The sequence below is a fragment of the Aestuariibacter salexigens DSM 15300 genome (genome assembly GCF_000429145.1).
GTDB classification, from domain to species: Bacteria; Pseudomonadota; Gammaproteobacteria; order Enterobacterales; family Alteromonadaceae; genus Aestuariibacter; species Aestuariibacter salexigens.
The window spans coordinates 1-13680 of sequence record NZ_AUBH01000011.1; the positions used below are offsets into that span (position 1 = coordinate 1).

Sequence of the window (13680 nt, forward strand, 5' to 3'; positions counted from 1 at the left end):
CAGCTTTCATTTTCGTGTCGGCCAACTGTTGTTCGAGCTGTTTAATACGTTGTTCCGGCGTCAACTCTGTTTCTTGCTCGCTCATGGTTGCTCCCCGTTTAAAAAACCTGGGTGTGCCTAAGGACCAATCTAGACGACCATGCCTGCGAAGCCAAACTAAAACTGTCGAACTACCCTGAATACCATACTTGTATTGAGCTTGTTGATACGTCAACTCTCCCTTTTCTACCTGATCAACAACTGCCAATTTAAAAGCGAGGGAATAATCACGCTGAGTTCGTCTATTTATTGAATGCATTACACTCTCCAAAAAAGGTTGGAAAAGTGTCAACGCTATTTAGGACGGGTCACGACTATATGCTAAGCCGTCTTTTGACTCTTCTTTTTGTCATTATTCCCTTTCTTTCTCGGGCAGAGTTCGACCAAACCAAGATTTTAGATGGTGAAGCAACCGGAATGATTCACGCGATTAAATATCATGAGGGACAGATCTGGGTTGGCAGTGAGGGAGGCTTGTTCAGAATAACTGGTAATGATATCCACCATATTCCCAGTAGCAGTATTTTTAACTTTGATCGAATTGTTCAAATCGAAGTTGATAATAAAGAGCAGCTCTGGATAACAACTTACAACAATGGAGTCTATGTATTTTCCGATACAGGAGTCATTAAGCATATCGACTCGCAGAATGGACTTCCCTCAAATTCAACTTGGGCGTTATCTTTACTTGGTAACTCAAAAATGGTGGTAAGTCTCCCGGACTCGCTAGCTGTAGTAGACATAGAGTCTTTTAATATTGACCATATAATCGACAGTGACAGTTTTTCAGATCTTGAGTTTAATATCATCCAAAGCATCACAACCTCATCATCAGACACCCTTTGGGTGGCTGATAATTCGAACAGGATCTTGCGGATTAAATTCAGAGATCAGATCGAACTAACTGAACTTCCACTGAATACGACTGCACCTGCAACTTCAATATATAGGAAACAAAATGGGGATTTACTTGCAGGCACTATGGACGGTTTGTTTGTAAAAGATAAAGCTGATGATGCTTTCGTGATGTCGTATCCATTTGCTGATAATGCAAGCACAAATGAAATATTTGATATATCAGTCAACTCTTCGGGTACGACGTTAATAGCAGCTTCTCAACTTTATTATATCGACAATCTAACTGGGAATATTGAGGCCGTAGAAAAAAGCATACAGCGATACTCAGCACACACTGCTGCTTATGTCTCTCAAGTAGAATCATTGGAGAATGGAGATTTTTTAGTTGGTCATTCAGTGCTTGGACTAATGAGCTTCACCAAAGAGCTAACAGCTATCGATATAGCACATACAGGTAACGAAAAAATAACGGGACTAGTGAGTTTAAATGAAAAAAATGACGAAGCAATTATCCTTACATCAAAAGGCATCACTAAAAATAATTTAACTGGCAGTATTAATCCGCTTTTGATCGCTGACAATGCCAGAGTGATTGATGCAGATGAAAATGACTCCCGAATCTTCTTCACGTCTGGTATCGACCTTATTGAATACTCAGAAAGTTCTATGGAGTTGTCTTCCACAAGCTTAAACCTTTTAAATTCAACCATAAAAATAGAAAGTGTTACGGGTGCCTCTATCTTGGAAGACGGCCAATATCTGATATCTGCAAATGGCCTGAACGACTACGGTATTTTTATTGGTAGCGAGGAGCTCGGATATAAAAAGGTTTTAGAGAATACTTACACTACTAAATTGTATAAAAGTAGGACTCACGGCTTCTTGTTAGCGACTGCATATAACGGCTTGTTAGAGTCTGGGGACGGTTACGAATGGCATCCGGTAAAAAGCGCTTCTCATTTAAGTGATAAAAACATATCCGGTATCTTTGAAGACCGTTTAGGTAGAGTGTGGTATTTCGCTGATGGAGATGGGTTAAGTTTTCTGGATGAGAACTTGCAAGCCGATAACACAGTTCCTTTAGAATTAATAGGCAATTCACGTCATGTCAGGTCAGTTTCAGAGGATTCCGAGTCTAATATTTGGTTCACGACTACCAATGGATTATTTCGATTAGATAAGAGTCTGGAGTACTCAATTTCTATTGGAACTGAATCAGGTATATTCGAGCAAGATTTTGAATACAATGGCATTTATAAATATGGGGAGGATTCGCTTATAGTCGTTGGCGATAAATATTCCTATCTGATAAACACACGATTGCTTAATACATTTTTAAACCAACGTCAAAGTAGCGCAACTTCAGTAAGGATTACCGACGTTAATAGTTACGATCATTCGGTTAAGACCTTGGTGAAGAACGAACGTCAATTAGGAAAGATTGATAAGAGAGGTATTTCATTTCCATACTCTGACTTCCTCATATCCCTAACCTTCGCGGCAACAAACTACGCGGAAAGAAAGAATCTCGATTTTGAATACAGGTTGTTGGGCTTGAATGATGCCTGGATGAGGTCAAACGCACTAGACGGAACGGCGACATATTCGACGCTACCTCCCGGAGACTATGAGTTTCAGGTCAGGGTGTCAGATTCGAGAAGCTATGCCGAGCAGCCTATTACGTCTCTGAATATCAATGTGTTACCTCCCTGGTGGCGGACATGGCAAGCATATTTTATTTATGCGTTGTGCATTGCGTTGGGGATTGTTGGGTTTTATAAATCCAGATTGCGTCACGTTAAGTTTGAAAACAATGAATTGAATTTGCTGGTCGATGCGAGGACGAAAGACGTGCAAGCAAGTAGAGATCGTATTCAACGTTTGCTTGACCAAAAGAAAGCACTGTTTTCCAATGTTAGTCATGAGTTCCGCACGCCACTTACACTCATAGCTGGGCCCGCGGCTCAGCTTCTGGAGGATGAGCATGATGATAAAAAGCAATCCTCTCTCAATACCATTGTCAGCAACGCATCCCGGTTGACTCACCTTGTCGACCAGTTACTCGAATTAGAAGCGATAGACTCTACAACGGATTTGCCGGTGGCAAATTACTTGGTCAACGACACAGTGGCATTTGTCGTGTCTTCATTAAAGCCTTTGGCCGATGAAAAAAATCAAACGATTAATGTGGAGTATTCCAGTCAACCTCAGGCGGCACTGATTGAGGACTCCCTGGAAAAAATTATTGCGAATCTCTTGTCCAATGCAATTAAGTACACACCTCGTAACGGCAGGATAGACATTTCGGTGTCTGAGTTGGACGATGAGATTAATATCTCTATTGCAGATACAGGAGACGGTATCGCTGAATCAGATCTAGATAGAATATTTCAACGCTTTACGCGTCTTGAACAATCCATGGATAAACAAGGGAGTGGTGTTGGCCTGGCTGTGGTAAAGGAACTTGTTGAAGCAAATAAAGGTACGATTAACGTTGTTTCGCATTTGGATGAGGGTACTGAATTCAGTATTGTGTTGCCCTTAGGCTATTTCTCCGAGGCCTCTAGTGCGAAAAGCGTTATGTCACAAGCTTATGTTGATCAGGTCTACGACAATACTAAGGAAACTAACGAAGACTTTACGCAAACAACTGATACCAACGAAAAGCAAAAAACCATTTTACTCGTAGAAGATAACTCGGGACTGCTCGAGCACTTGGTTAGCGGACTTGAAGAGGATTATCATTGCATCGCTGCATCTGATGGTAAACGGGGCTTTGTAAAGGCGAGGGATATCATCCCAGACATCATCATCTCCGACGTAATGATGCCACATATGGATGGCTTTCAAATGGTTGACTATCTGAAAAGCGAACCATTAACTAACCACATTCCCGTTATTTTCTTGACTGCAAAGGGAGATAAGCAAACCCGTCTACAGAGCATTGAATATGGTATAGACGACTGCATTTCCAAACCGTTTTCATTCTGTGAATTAAGGCTAAGGATAGAACAACTGCTTGATGTAAGAGAGCTTCTCAAAAAACGCTACGCTGCTGATATAAAAGATGTATTAACAAATGAAAAATCCTCTGAAAGAAAAATAAAATTTAGCAATGAACGAGAGCAAATGTTCTTTGATAAATTTACTCTCACAATAGAGCAAAATTTTGCAAAGGAAGGGTTTAATCGAACTGCTGCTGCGAAGATGCTAGCGGTAAGTGTGCGTCAGTTAAATCGAAAACTTGGCGCCATGATTGACCATAACTTTAATGATTATCTGAAAAAGTACAGATTAACAAAGGCTCGCGAGTTGTTGCGTGCTGGTGCCCAGATTACCGAAGTGTCCTACGACGTTGGATTTTCGACGCCCTCCTACTTTTCCAATTGCTTTAAAAACGAATACGGTATTTCTCCTAAACAATATTGTGAGAAATACCGCACAGGTTAAAAGACGATAGGCGTTATGTCGTTCTGCTCCTGATCACAAGCACTGTCTTTGTACAGCGTGCGCTTAAACTGCTTTAGCGCGATAGCTAACTCGTCAGCCAAATGGCTGTGTTGCTCGCCGATATAGTGGTATACCGGCATTTCCGTGTGGGCAATCGGATAAACAGCAATCCCGTCGTCGCTTAAGCAAGGTGCTTTCACGTGGGGTGAACGCTGCATCATGTGTACATCAGCTAACCCTTCTTTTAGTGCCTTTTGGGCTAAGCCAGGTGTCGAAACAGTGAGGCAATCGAGCGCCAAAGATTCACAGAATTCGAGTGCTAAAAGCACGTCACTAACGACTACGAAGCGTGCCTCTTTCGTAAAGTTGCAGTGGGTTGCCTTCAGGCAGCCTGCTGAAAGACTTATCGTAGACATAGACTCGGGCACACGTATAACGGATGCTGCACCTTCTTCCTGGCTTCTTAACTGATATGCCAAAGCGTCCAGCTTTCCTTCTTCCGTTAATACTAACATCCGTTTATAGGGCAAGTAACTGTAGGTGATGTGCAGACCAAGAGGGGAGTACATTTTATCAAATGCGGTTTCCAACTGGGCTTGATAGATCGTACCTTGAACGAATTCTGGCACACCTATTGTGAATCCATTCGCTTGTAATGTACTGATCATTGTCCCTATGAAAAGCGCTACTCGATATAACACCAACCCTGCCTCTGTGATAAATGGGGCGCGAATTATAAAGATAACTGGTCGGATGACCAAGTAAGAAGCAGAGGGAAACGGTCAAAAAACAAGCTTGTTATGACCTTTTATACCTAACCGGTTAAGAGGTGGTGATGCGTTAACCTTTTGATTAAATTTGAAATATATCGCTTTTTAACAATGTTTAATCGTTAAAAATGTGGCCTTGCGATCCGGTTAATAAGCAAATAATGATATAAGTAAACCCTATGTTTTAACTGGTACCGCTGATAATCTGCACCTGAGCGATATCAGTATCACCCTTGATAACTTTATAGATGCCATCCTGGGTCAATGTACGCATACCATCTTTCATTGCTTGCGCTTTCATCTCAGAGACGGATGCTTCCTTGTAAACAAGACCGCGTAATTCTGGTGTCATGCCAAGCAATTCGTGTACCCCAGTACGGCCCTTATAGCCAGTCTCGCCACACTCTTCGCACCCTTTGGGGCGGTAAAGCTGTAATGGCTCCTGAATATTGAGTTCGCCCAAATGCTCTTCACCATACTGTCGATGAATAAAGCCCATATCGGCCTCAGTGGCGGTGTATTTCTCTTTACAGTTAGGACATAAGGTTCTTATCAGACGCTGCGCAAGTATACCGACACAGGCGTCGGAAAAGTTAACCGGATCCAGTCCTAAATCAAGCAAACGAGTGATCGTTTCGGGTGCTGAGTTAGTGTGTAGAGTAGACAAAACAAGGTGACCAGTCAGTGAGGCTTCAATACCGGCGTGCGCAGTTTCTTTATCACGCATCTCACCAATAAGAATGATATCCGGGTCAGCACGTAAAAACGCACGTAGAGCATTGGCAAAAGTGAAACCAATCTTGGGACTCACCTGCACCTGCTGCAGGCCTGCCTGTGTGATCTCGACCGGATCTTCTGCGGTCCAAATTTTCTTGTCTGGCGTATTCAAATATCCCAACACAGCATGCAACGTCGTCGTTTTACCAGAACCAGTGGGACCTACCACAAGCAGAATACCGTGAGGCTTTTTAATCATTTCCTCCAGACGTGTTCTGTTGCCTGGTGCCATATTAAGCTTATCTATTGGCAGAGCGCCGCCAGATGCCAGAATACGCATCACAACACCTTCACCGCCGACAGTGGGAATAGTGGCAACCCGCACCTCAACGAGTTGGCCGCCCATTTTGAAGGCGAGCTTGCCGTCTTGCGGCACCCGCTTTTCGGCAATATTGAGGTTTGACATGATTTTGATACGAGCAATCACAGCACTATGGTGTGATGCGGGTACTTGGTTCATGTCTCGACAGACACCATCAACACGCATACGAACACGTGTTGGGCCATTTTTTTCAGGGTCAATGTGAATATCAGACGCATTAAGACGTTTGGCATCGTGCAAGATTCTGGAAACCAATCGCACCACAGCTGGCGCATCATCAGACAAATCGTCAACCGATTCCTCTGATTCTTCCGAGCTGGTGCCAATCTCGTCGAGAATTTCATCCATCTCACCTGGCGCACCACCACCAGAACCTTCCCCAAGATATTGCAATATCTGGTTTGGTAGCCCGACGAAAATATCGTAGCTGTCGATACCCATGGCGCTTTCAATTTCCATCAAAAGGGCAGCGTTATTGGGCTCCGCCATCAAGACAATGGGATTCTCTTTTACATCAGCTATAACAGCAACGAAATTGCGTTTCAGATATGAAAGATTGAGCTTACTGTCGCTCCGATAGAGATGGTATTTGTCCGGGTCATAATTAACAAAGGGCACTTGATAGTGAACCGACAATGCATTGCCAATCTCTTTCTCGGGAATGCGAAGTTCTGAAATAAGGCGCTGTATTAATTGGCGCGTATCGCTGCTGCTATCGGTCAGCTCTTTGAGCTGCTTTTCTTTTACTCGGCCTTTATGAACCAAGTAGTCGAAAGGTTGGCTGGTTCCGCCAAGTTCATAACGGAATTTCTGGCCCAAAATTGCCGTAAGCTTTTTCGCTATATCCAGGTCTGTATCTGTAAACGAGCCACTTTGCTTATTGATGATTTGCAACACGCCCATCATTACGCCTGCGTTAAGAATGGGTAAGCAAAGGATGTTATTGGTTCTGAAAGAACTGGTTTTATCGAACTTGTCAGCAAACCTCAGGCGCGGATGGATATCCTGCAGTTCTTGTGCATTGTAAGGGTCTGAAATGATTAAAGGTAGCTGCGAGAGAGCGACATAACCGGCTATTGACTGCGGGCTGATTTGGACGTTGATTTCGCGCGTTTCTTTGCCCGTTTTAAATCGGGCCACCAGATCCTGATGCTGACGTCGGCGCTGAAAGATACTCATGCGTTCTGCGCCAAACAGGCTCAGTATCATGGGTTCAATTTTCTGATACGCATCCATGAGCGACGGATGCGCTTCGAGCACCCGGTCAATGCTTTCTAATTTTTGTTCAGGCCCTTGTTGGGAAATCACAGCGTCGCTATCGAACATTCTCTCGTAACTACATTATAGGCATAGGCTGACTATACGCGCAGGTAAGTTAATTTGCACCTGTACATCATGAATCAGATAGTAATACGTAGACTATTCAAAGGGAATCAAGAGTGAGGATATTTCTGGCTGTCAATAAAAGGGAATAAAAGCGCTAATTTCGTTGCATCAATACTAAATATCTGTATAATTCGCGCCCACTTGCCTGACTGGATACCGCCATCAGGACAATAAATCAGCGCCTAAGGCTTTACTGAAAGCGTTTGATTATAGAACAGGACCTCAATTGGAGGTCAACGGTTTACGCACATCCTTTCAACCCAGATATGGGGGTGGAAGGGTGAATTTTTTTGTTCTTTCGATTGGAGCTTAATCGATGGCTAATCAAAGAATTCGCATTCGTTTGAAAGCGTTTGATCACAAGTTGATCGACCAGTCAACGGCAGAGATCGTTGAAACAGCGAAACGCACAGGTGCTCAGGTTAGCGGTCCGATTCCTCTACCTACCCGCAAAGAACGCTACACCGTTCTGATTTCACCACACGTGAACAAAGATGCACGTGACCAGTATGAAATCCGCACGCACAAGCGTTTGGTAGACATCATCGAGCCTACGGATAAAACCGTAGACGCGCTGATGAGATTGGACTTGGCTGCCGGCGTTGATGTTCAAATCAGCCTGGGCTAACAAGAGAGGGTTTTAACAATGGCGATTGGTCTAGTCGGTCGTAAAGTGGGTATGACTCGCATCTTCACTGAAGATGGCGTATCTATCCCCGTGACTGTTATTGAAGCGACCCCCAACCGTGTCACTCAACTTCGTACAGAAGAAACTGACGGGTATCGCGCGCTGCAGGTAACTGCGGGCACTAAAAAAGCAAACCGCGTTAATAAGGCTGCTGCTGGTCACTTTGCGAAAGCGGGTGTAGAAGCAGGTCGTGGTCTGTGGGAGTTCCGTCTGGAAAACAACGAAGGTGAAGGCATTGAAGTCGGCAGTGAAATCACTGTTGAAATCTTCAACGACACCAAATTGATTGACGTTACCGGAACCTCTAAAGGTAAAGGTTTCCAGGGTGCGATTAAGCGTTGGAATTTTAGTTCACAGCGTATGACGCATGGTAACTCATTGTCTCACCGTGCGCCGGGTTCAATTGGTCAAAACCAAACTCCTGGTCGCGTTTTCAAAGGCAAGAAGATGGCCGGTCAGCTTGGTAACAAGCAGGTCACTACTCAGTCTTTGGAAGTAGTACGTGTTGACGTTGAGAACAACCTGATCCTGGTTAAAGGTGCCGTACCCGGCGCAACAGGCGGCGACGTTGTCGTTAAGCCTGCGGTCAAAGCATAACGTCTGGGGAGTTAAGTGATGGAATTGACATTGAAAGATGCGCAAAGCGCTCTTGAAGTATCCGAAGCTACCTTTGGACGTGAATTCAACGAAGCCCTGGTTCACCAGGTCGTTGTTGCTTTTGGCGCTGGCGCTCGTCAGGGCTCTAAAGCACAAAAAACACGTTCTGAAGTACGCGGCGGTGGTAAAAAGCCTTGGCGTCAAAAGGGTACAGGTCGTGCCCGTGCCGGTACAATTCGTAGCCCAATCTGGGTTGGCGGTGGCCGCGCGTTTGCTGCTAAGCCTCGTGACTTCGAACAGAAGGTCAACAAAAAGATGTACCGTGGTGCGATCAAAAGCATCCTGTCTGAACTGGTACGTCAGGACCGTCTGGTTGTAGTAGAGAAGTTTGGTGTTGAGCAGCCTAAAACGAAAGAGCTGCTGGCTAAACTTAAAGAACTGGAATTAAACGATGTGCTGATCGTGACTCCGGAAGTTGACGAGAACCTGTTCTTGTCCGCACGTAACCTTTACAAGGTTGACGTACGTGACGTTCAGGGTGTTGACCCGGTTAGTCTGATTGCATTCGAAAAAGTGTTGATGACTGCTGATGCAGTTAAGCAACTGGAGGAGGCGTTAGCATGATCAACGAACAACGTCTGCTGAAGGTGCTCGTTGCACCACATATTTCTGAGAAGTCAACACTGGCTGCTGAAGGCAACAATACCGTTGTATTCAAAGTGGTAAAAGACGCGAACAAAGAAGAGATCAAAGCGGCAGTTGAGAAACTGTTCGAAGTTGAAGTTAACTCTGTTCGCACTGTGAACGTAAAGGGTAAAACCAAGCGTCACGGTCTTCGTGTAGGCAAGCGTAGCGATTGGAAAAAAGCATACGTGACGCTGAAAGAAGGTCAGGATATCGACTTTGTCGGCGGCGCAGAGTAAGAGGGGAAGTAGACATGCCATTAATGAAAGCTAAACCAACTTCTGCGGGTCGTCGTCACGTTGTTCAGGTCGTTAATCCTGAACTGCACAAAGGCGCCCCTCACGCTCCATTGTTGGAAAAGAACAGCAAGAGCGGTGGTCGTAACAACAACGGTCGTATCACAGTTCGTCACATCGGTGGTGGTCACAAGCAGCACTACCGTCTGATTGACTTTAAACGTAACAAAGATGGTATTCCCGGCAAGATCGAACGCCTTGAATACGATCCAAACCGTTCTGCAAACATCGCTTTGGTGTTGTACGCGGACGGTGAGCGTCGCTACATCCTTGCACCTAAAGGTGCGAAGTCTGGTGATGCAGTTCAGTCAGGTTCTGACGCACCTATCAAAGCAGGTAATGCATTGCCGATGCGGAACATCCCAGTAGGTACTACTGTTCACGCTATCGAAATGAAGCCTGGTAAGGGCGCGCAAATTGCACGTTCTGCAGGTGCGTATGCACAGATTCTGGCCCGTGACGGAGCTTATGTCACTCTGCGTCTTCGCTCTGGCGAAATGCGTAAAGTACTGGCGGATTGCCGCGCCACTATTGGTGAAGTAGGCAACGCCGAGCACATGCTGCGTTCATTGGGTAAAGCCGGTGCAAGCCGCTGGCGTGGTGTTCGTCCTACCGTTCGTGGTGTTGCCATGAACCCGGTAGATCACCCGCATGGTGGTGGTGAAGGTCGTACTTCTGGTGGCCGTCACCCAGTTACCCCATGGGGTACACCGACTAAGGGTAAGAAAACCCGTAGCAACAAGCGTACCGATAAGCTTATCGTACGTCGTCGTAATAAGTAACAGCGAGGATTCACCATGCCACGTTCTCTCAAGAAAGGTCCTTTTATTGACCTGCACTTGTTGAAGAAGGTAGAGGCTGCAGTGGAAAAGGGCGACAAGAAGCCAATTAAAACTTGGTCACGTCGCTCCATGATCATCCCAGATATGATTGGGTTGACCATTGCGGTCCATAACGGTCGCCAGCACGTTCCTGTATTTGTCAGTGACGAAATGGTTGGCCACAAGTTGGGCGAATTTGCGCCAACGCGTACTTACCGCGGTCATATCGCGGATAAGAAAGCCAAACGATAAGGAGTCGGAAATGGAAGCTTTAGCTAAACACCGTTTTGCCCGCACTTCTGCTCAAAAGGCACGCTTGGTTGCGGATCAGATTCGCGGTTTGCACGTTGAAAAGGCGTTGGAAGTATTAACTTACAGCCCTAAGAAAAGTGCAGCGCTGGTCAAAAAAGTGCTTGAATCAGCCATTGCCAATGCTGAGCACAACGAAGGTGCTGACATTGACGAGCTGAAAGTAGCCAAAGTCTTTGTAGATGAAGGCCCAACGATGAAGCGTATCAAGCCACGTGCCAAAGGCCGTGCTGATCGTATCTTCAAGCGCAGCAGTCACATCACTGTTGTAGTAGCAGACTAGGAGTAGACAATGGGACAGAAGGTACATCCTACGGGCATACGCCTGGGTATCAGCAAACCATGGACATCTACCTGGTACGCGAATACTGCAGAGTATGCTGACAATTTGTATAACGATCATGAGGTACGCAAGTACCTGACTAAGCAGCTGAAAAATGCTTCTTTGTCTAAAATTGTTATCGAGCGTCCTGCCAAGAGCATCCGTGTGACTATTCACACTGCACGCCCTGGTGTCGTTATCGGTAAGAAAGGCGAAGACGTAGAAAAGCTGCGTAACCACGTATCTAAAATGGCCGGTGTGCCTGCGCAAATCAACATTGCTGAAGTGCGCAAGCCTGAGCTGGATGCACAATTAGTTGCAGACAGCATTTCAAGCCAGCTGGAGCGTCGTGTTATGTTCCGTCGTGCGATGAAGCGCGCGGTACAGAACGCTATGCGTCTGGGTGCTAAAGGTATCAAGGTAGAAGTTAGCGGCCGTCTTGGCGGCGCTGAGATTGCTCGTACTGAATGGTATCGTGAAGGCCGTGTGCCACTTCACACATTCCGTGCAGACATTGATTACGCAACTTCAGAAGCGCTGACCACCTACGGTATCATCGGTACCAAAGTTTGGATCTTCAAAGGTGAAGTATTGGGCGGATTGCCTGCAGCCAATGCTGAGCAGCCCGCTGCCGCACCTAAGAAGAAAGGCCGCAACGCTAAGCGAGAGGGCTAATCATGTTACAACCAAAGCGTACGAAATTTCGTAAACAGCAAAAAGGTCGTAACCGTGGTCTTGCCATTGCGGGTAGCAAGGTAAGCTTCGGCACTTACGGACTGAAGTCTGTTGGTCGCGGTCGTATGACGGCTCGCCAAATCGAAGCGGCTCGTCGTGCCATGACTCGTCACGTCAAGCGTCAAGGTAAAATCTGGATCCGTGTATTCCCGGACAAGCCAATTACTGAAAAGCCTCTGGAAGTTCGTCAGGGTAAAGGTAAGGGTAACGTTGAGTACTGGATTTGTCAGATCCAACCGGGTCGCGTGCTATATGAAATGGAAGGTGTTCCAGAATCATTGGCTCGCGAAGCGTTTGAATTGGCAGCTGCAAAACTGCCATTTAAGACAACCTTTGTAACTCGGACGGTGATGTAATGAAAGCGACAGAACTGAAAGAAAAAAGCGTAGAAGAGCTGAATGCTGAGCTGACTAATCTGCTCCGCGAACAGTTCAACCTGCGCATGCAGCATGCAACAGGTCAGCTTGAAAAATCTGACCAGCTGAAAAAAGTGCGTCGCAACATCGCGCGTGTTAAAACCATTCTGACTCAAAAGGCTGATGCGTAATGACTGAACAGAAAATTCGCACCGTACAGGGTCGTGTGGTTAGCAACAAAATGGATAAAACCATTACTGTTGCCGTAGCTCGCTTTGTTAAACACCCAATTTACGGGAAGTTCATCAAGCGCACTACCAAGCTACATGCCCATGACGAAAACAATCAGTGCAACATCGGCGATACAGTCACAGTACGTGAATGCCGCCCGTTGTCTAAGTCCAAAAACTGGATGCTGGTTGACATCGTTAACAAATCTGTAGATTAATCAGGTTTGTCATTAAATTAAAAACGCCGCTCAATTGAGCGGCGTTTTTGTTTGTTCATTTCCCGTTAATCAACGCTTTGTTATATCATCCTGCATAGAATATTTATGGAGAATGTAATGAATAAATCGGTTGTTGCGATATCGCTGGGATTAGTATTACTTTCAGGCTGTGCCAGCAACGCTACCAATACACAAAAAGGAGCCGGTATTGGTGCGGTGGTAGGTGCCGTTGCCGGTAAAGCAACCGGCGATAATGCCAAGTCCAGGTACGTGTGGGGCGCGGTGTTAGGCGCTCTGGCCGGTTCAGCGATTGGCGCGTACATGGATAATCAGGAAGCTGAACTACGCGAAGAGCTGGCGGATACGGGGGTGAAAATTGTCCGAGAGGGTGACGTCATTCGTTTGCAGATGCCAGGCAATATTACCTTCGATACCGGGCAGGCAATGACTGCTACAGGCTTTTATCTCGTCCTCGACGACGTGGCCACCGTGCTTAAGAAGTACGATAAAACCAAATTAAGCATTGAAGGCCACACCGACAGTGTCGGAGACGCTGCTTATAACCAGCAGCTTTCAATGAATAGAGCGAATAGCGTGGCCGACTATCTGGCGAGATCTGGCATTGCCTTCGCTCGCCTTCAGACGACGGGGTATGGTGAAAGTAAACCCATTGCCAGCAACGATGATGCGATGGGACGTCAACAAAACCGACGTGTAGAGCTAAGCATCGTGCCTGTGAGTTAACGCCGCTATGGTATACTTTACGCGGTATTTGAGTATTAAAGGATAGACTGTTTGTTTTTTAAAGAGCCTTTTTTAGCT

The 13680-nt window shown here is 45.8% G+C and carries 15 protein-coding genes and 1 pseudogene; 13 read left to right on the forward strand and 3 right to left on the reverse strand.

Annotated features, from left to right (window positions below; all coding sequences use genetic code 11):
* A pseudogene (locus G441_RS0113545) lies at positions 1-298 on the reverse strand (IS3 family transposase); the annotation flags it as partial.
* A 26-nt stretch (positions 299-324) separates the two neighbouring features.
* Here G441_RS0113545 and G441_RS0113550 point away from each other — a divergent pair.
* Positions 325-4347 carry an ATP-binding protein gene (locus tag G441_RS0113550; protein ID WP_156896374.1) on the forward strand — a complete coding sequence of 1341 codons (4023 nt, stop codon included), beginning with the start codon at positions 325-327 and terminating at the stop codon, positions 4345-4347.
* On the opposite strand, the gene G441_RS0113555 is transcribed toward G441_RS0113550, so the two are convergent.
* Both G441_RS0113555 and G441_RS0113560 read right to left on the reverse strand, forming a co-directional pair.
* Positions 4344-4976 (reverse strand): hypothetical protein, encoded by a 633-nt coding sequence (locus G441_RS0113555; RefSeq protein WP_156896375.1) that lies wholly within the window; start codon positions 4974-4976, stop codon positions 4344-4346. The two genes, G441_RS0113550 and G441_RS0113555, sit on opposite strands and share 4 nt — an antisense overlap.
* Before the next feature lie 325 nt (positions 4977-5301).
* Positions 5302-7452, reverse strand: a complete 2151-nt coding sequence (locus G441_RS0113560) for a GspE/PulE family protein (protein WP_156896381.1) — start codon at positions 7450-7452, stop codon at positions 5302-5304.
* Positions 7453-7918: 466 nt separating this feature from the next.
* Here G441_RS0113560 and rpsJ point away from each other — a divergent pair, with 466 nt between their 5' ends.
* The 12 genes from rpsJ (at position 7919) to G441_RS0113620 (ending at position 13602) form a co-directional block, all read left to right on the forward strand.
* On the forward strand, positions 7919-8230 hold the full coding sequence (rpsJ, locus tag G441_RS0113565) for a 30S ribosomal protein S10 (RefSeq protein WP_026376852.1): 312 nt from the start codon (positions 7919-7921) through the stop codon (positions 8228-8230).
* 18 nt (positions 8231-8248) lie between these two features.
* A complete protein-coding gene (gene rplC / locus G441_RS0113570) occupies positions 8249-8887 on the forward strand; it encodes a 50S ribosomal protein L3 (RefSeq protein ID WP_026376853.1) in 639 nt (212 codons plus the stop codon).
* 18 nt (positions 8888-8905) lie between these two features.
* On the forward strand, positions 8906-9511 hold the full coding sequence (gene rplD, locus G441_RS0113575; protein ID WP_026376854.1) for a 50S ribosomal protein L4: 606 nt from the start codon (positions 8906-8908) through the stop codon (positions 9509-9511).
* The gene (rplW, locus tag G441_RS0113580) at positions 9508-9810 is read left to right on the forward strand and encodes a 50S ribosomal protein L23 (RefSeq protein ID WP_026376855.1); all 303 of its coding nucleotides are present in this window, start codon (positions 9508-9510) and stop codon (positions 9808-9810) included. Before rplD ends, rplW begins: the two co-directional genes overlap by 4 nt.
* Positions 9811-9824: 14 nt before the next feature.
* Positions 9825-10649, forward strand: coding sequence for a 50S ribosomal protein L2 (rplB, locus tag G441_RS0113585; protein ID WP_026376856.1), 825 nt, complete (start codon positions 9825-9827; stop codon positions 10647-10649).
* A 15-nt stretch (positions 10650-10664) separates the two neighbouring features.
* Positions 10665-10940: a 30S ribosomal protein S19 gene (gene rpsS, locus G441_RS0113590; RefSeq protein WP_026376857.1), complete on the forward strand. Its 276-nt coding sequence runs from the start codon at positions 10665-10667 to the stop codon at positions 10938-10940.
* 10 nt (positions 10941-10950) lie between these two features.
* Positions 10951-11280, forward strand: coding sequence for a 50S ribosomal protein L22 (gene rplV, locus G441_RS0113595; protein WP_026376858.1), 330 nt, complete (start codon positions 10951-10953; stop codon positions 11278-11280).
* A 9-nt stretch (positions 11281-11289) separates the two neighbouring features.
* Entirely contained in the window at positions 11290-11994 is a 705-nt protein-coding gene (gene rpsC / locus G441_RS0113600; RefSeq protein ID WP_026376859.1) for a 30S ribosomal protein S3, read from the forward strand.
* A 2-nt stretch (positions 11995-11996) separates the two neighbouring features.
* Positions 11997-12410 (forward strand): 50S ribosomal protein L16, encoded by a 414-nt coding sequence (rplP, locus tag G441_RS0113605; RefSeq protein WP_026376860.1) that lies wholly within the window; start codon positions 11997-11999, stop codon positions 12408-12410.
* Positions 12410-12601, forward strand: coding sequence for a 50S ribosomal protein L29 (gene rpmC, locus G441_RS0113610; protein ID WP_026376861.1), 192 nt, complete (start codon positions 12410-12412; stop codon positions 12599-12601). Before rplP ends, rpmC begins: the two co-directional genes overlap by 1 nt.
* Entirely contained in the window at positions 12601-12858 is a 258-nt protein-coding gene (rpsQ, locus tag G441_RS0113615; RefSeq protein WP_026376862.1) for a 30S ribosomal protein S17, read from the forward strand. The genes rpmC and rpsQ overlap by 1 nt, the downstream gene beginning before the upstream one ends.
* Before the next feature lie 117 nt (positions 12859-12975).
* The gene (locus G441_RS0113620; protein ID WP_026376863.1) at positions 12976-13602 is read left to right on the forward strand and encodes a YiaD family glycine zipper/OmpA-like lipoprotein; all 627 of its coding nucleotides are present in this window, start codon (positions 12976-12978) and stop codon (positions 13600-13602) included.
* Positions 13603-13680: the final 78 nt, after the last annotated feature.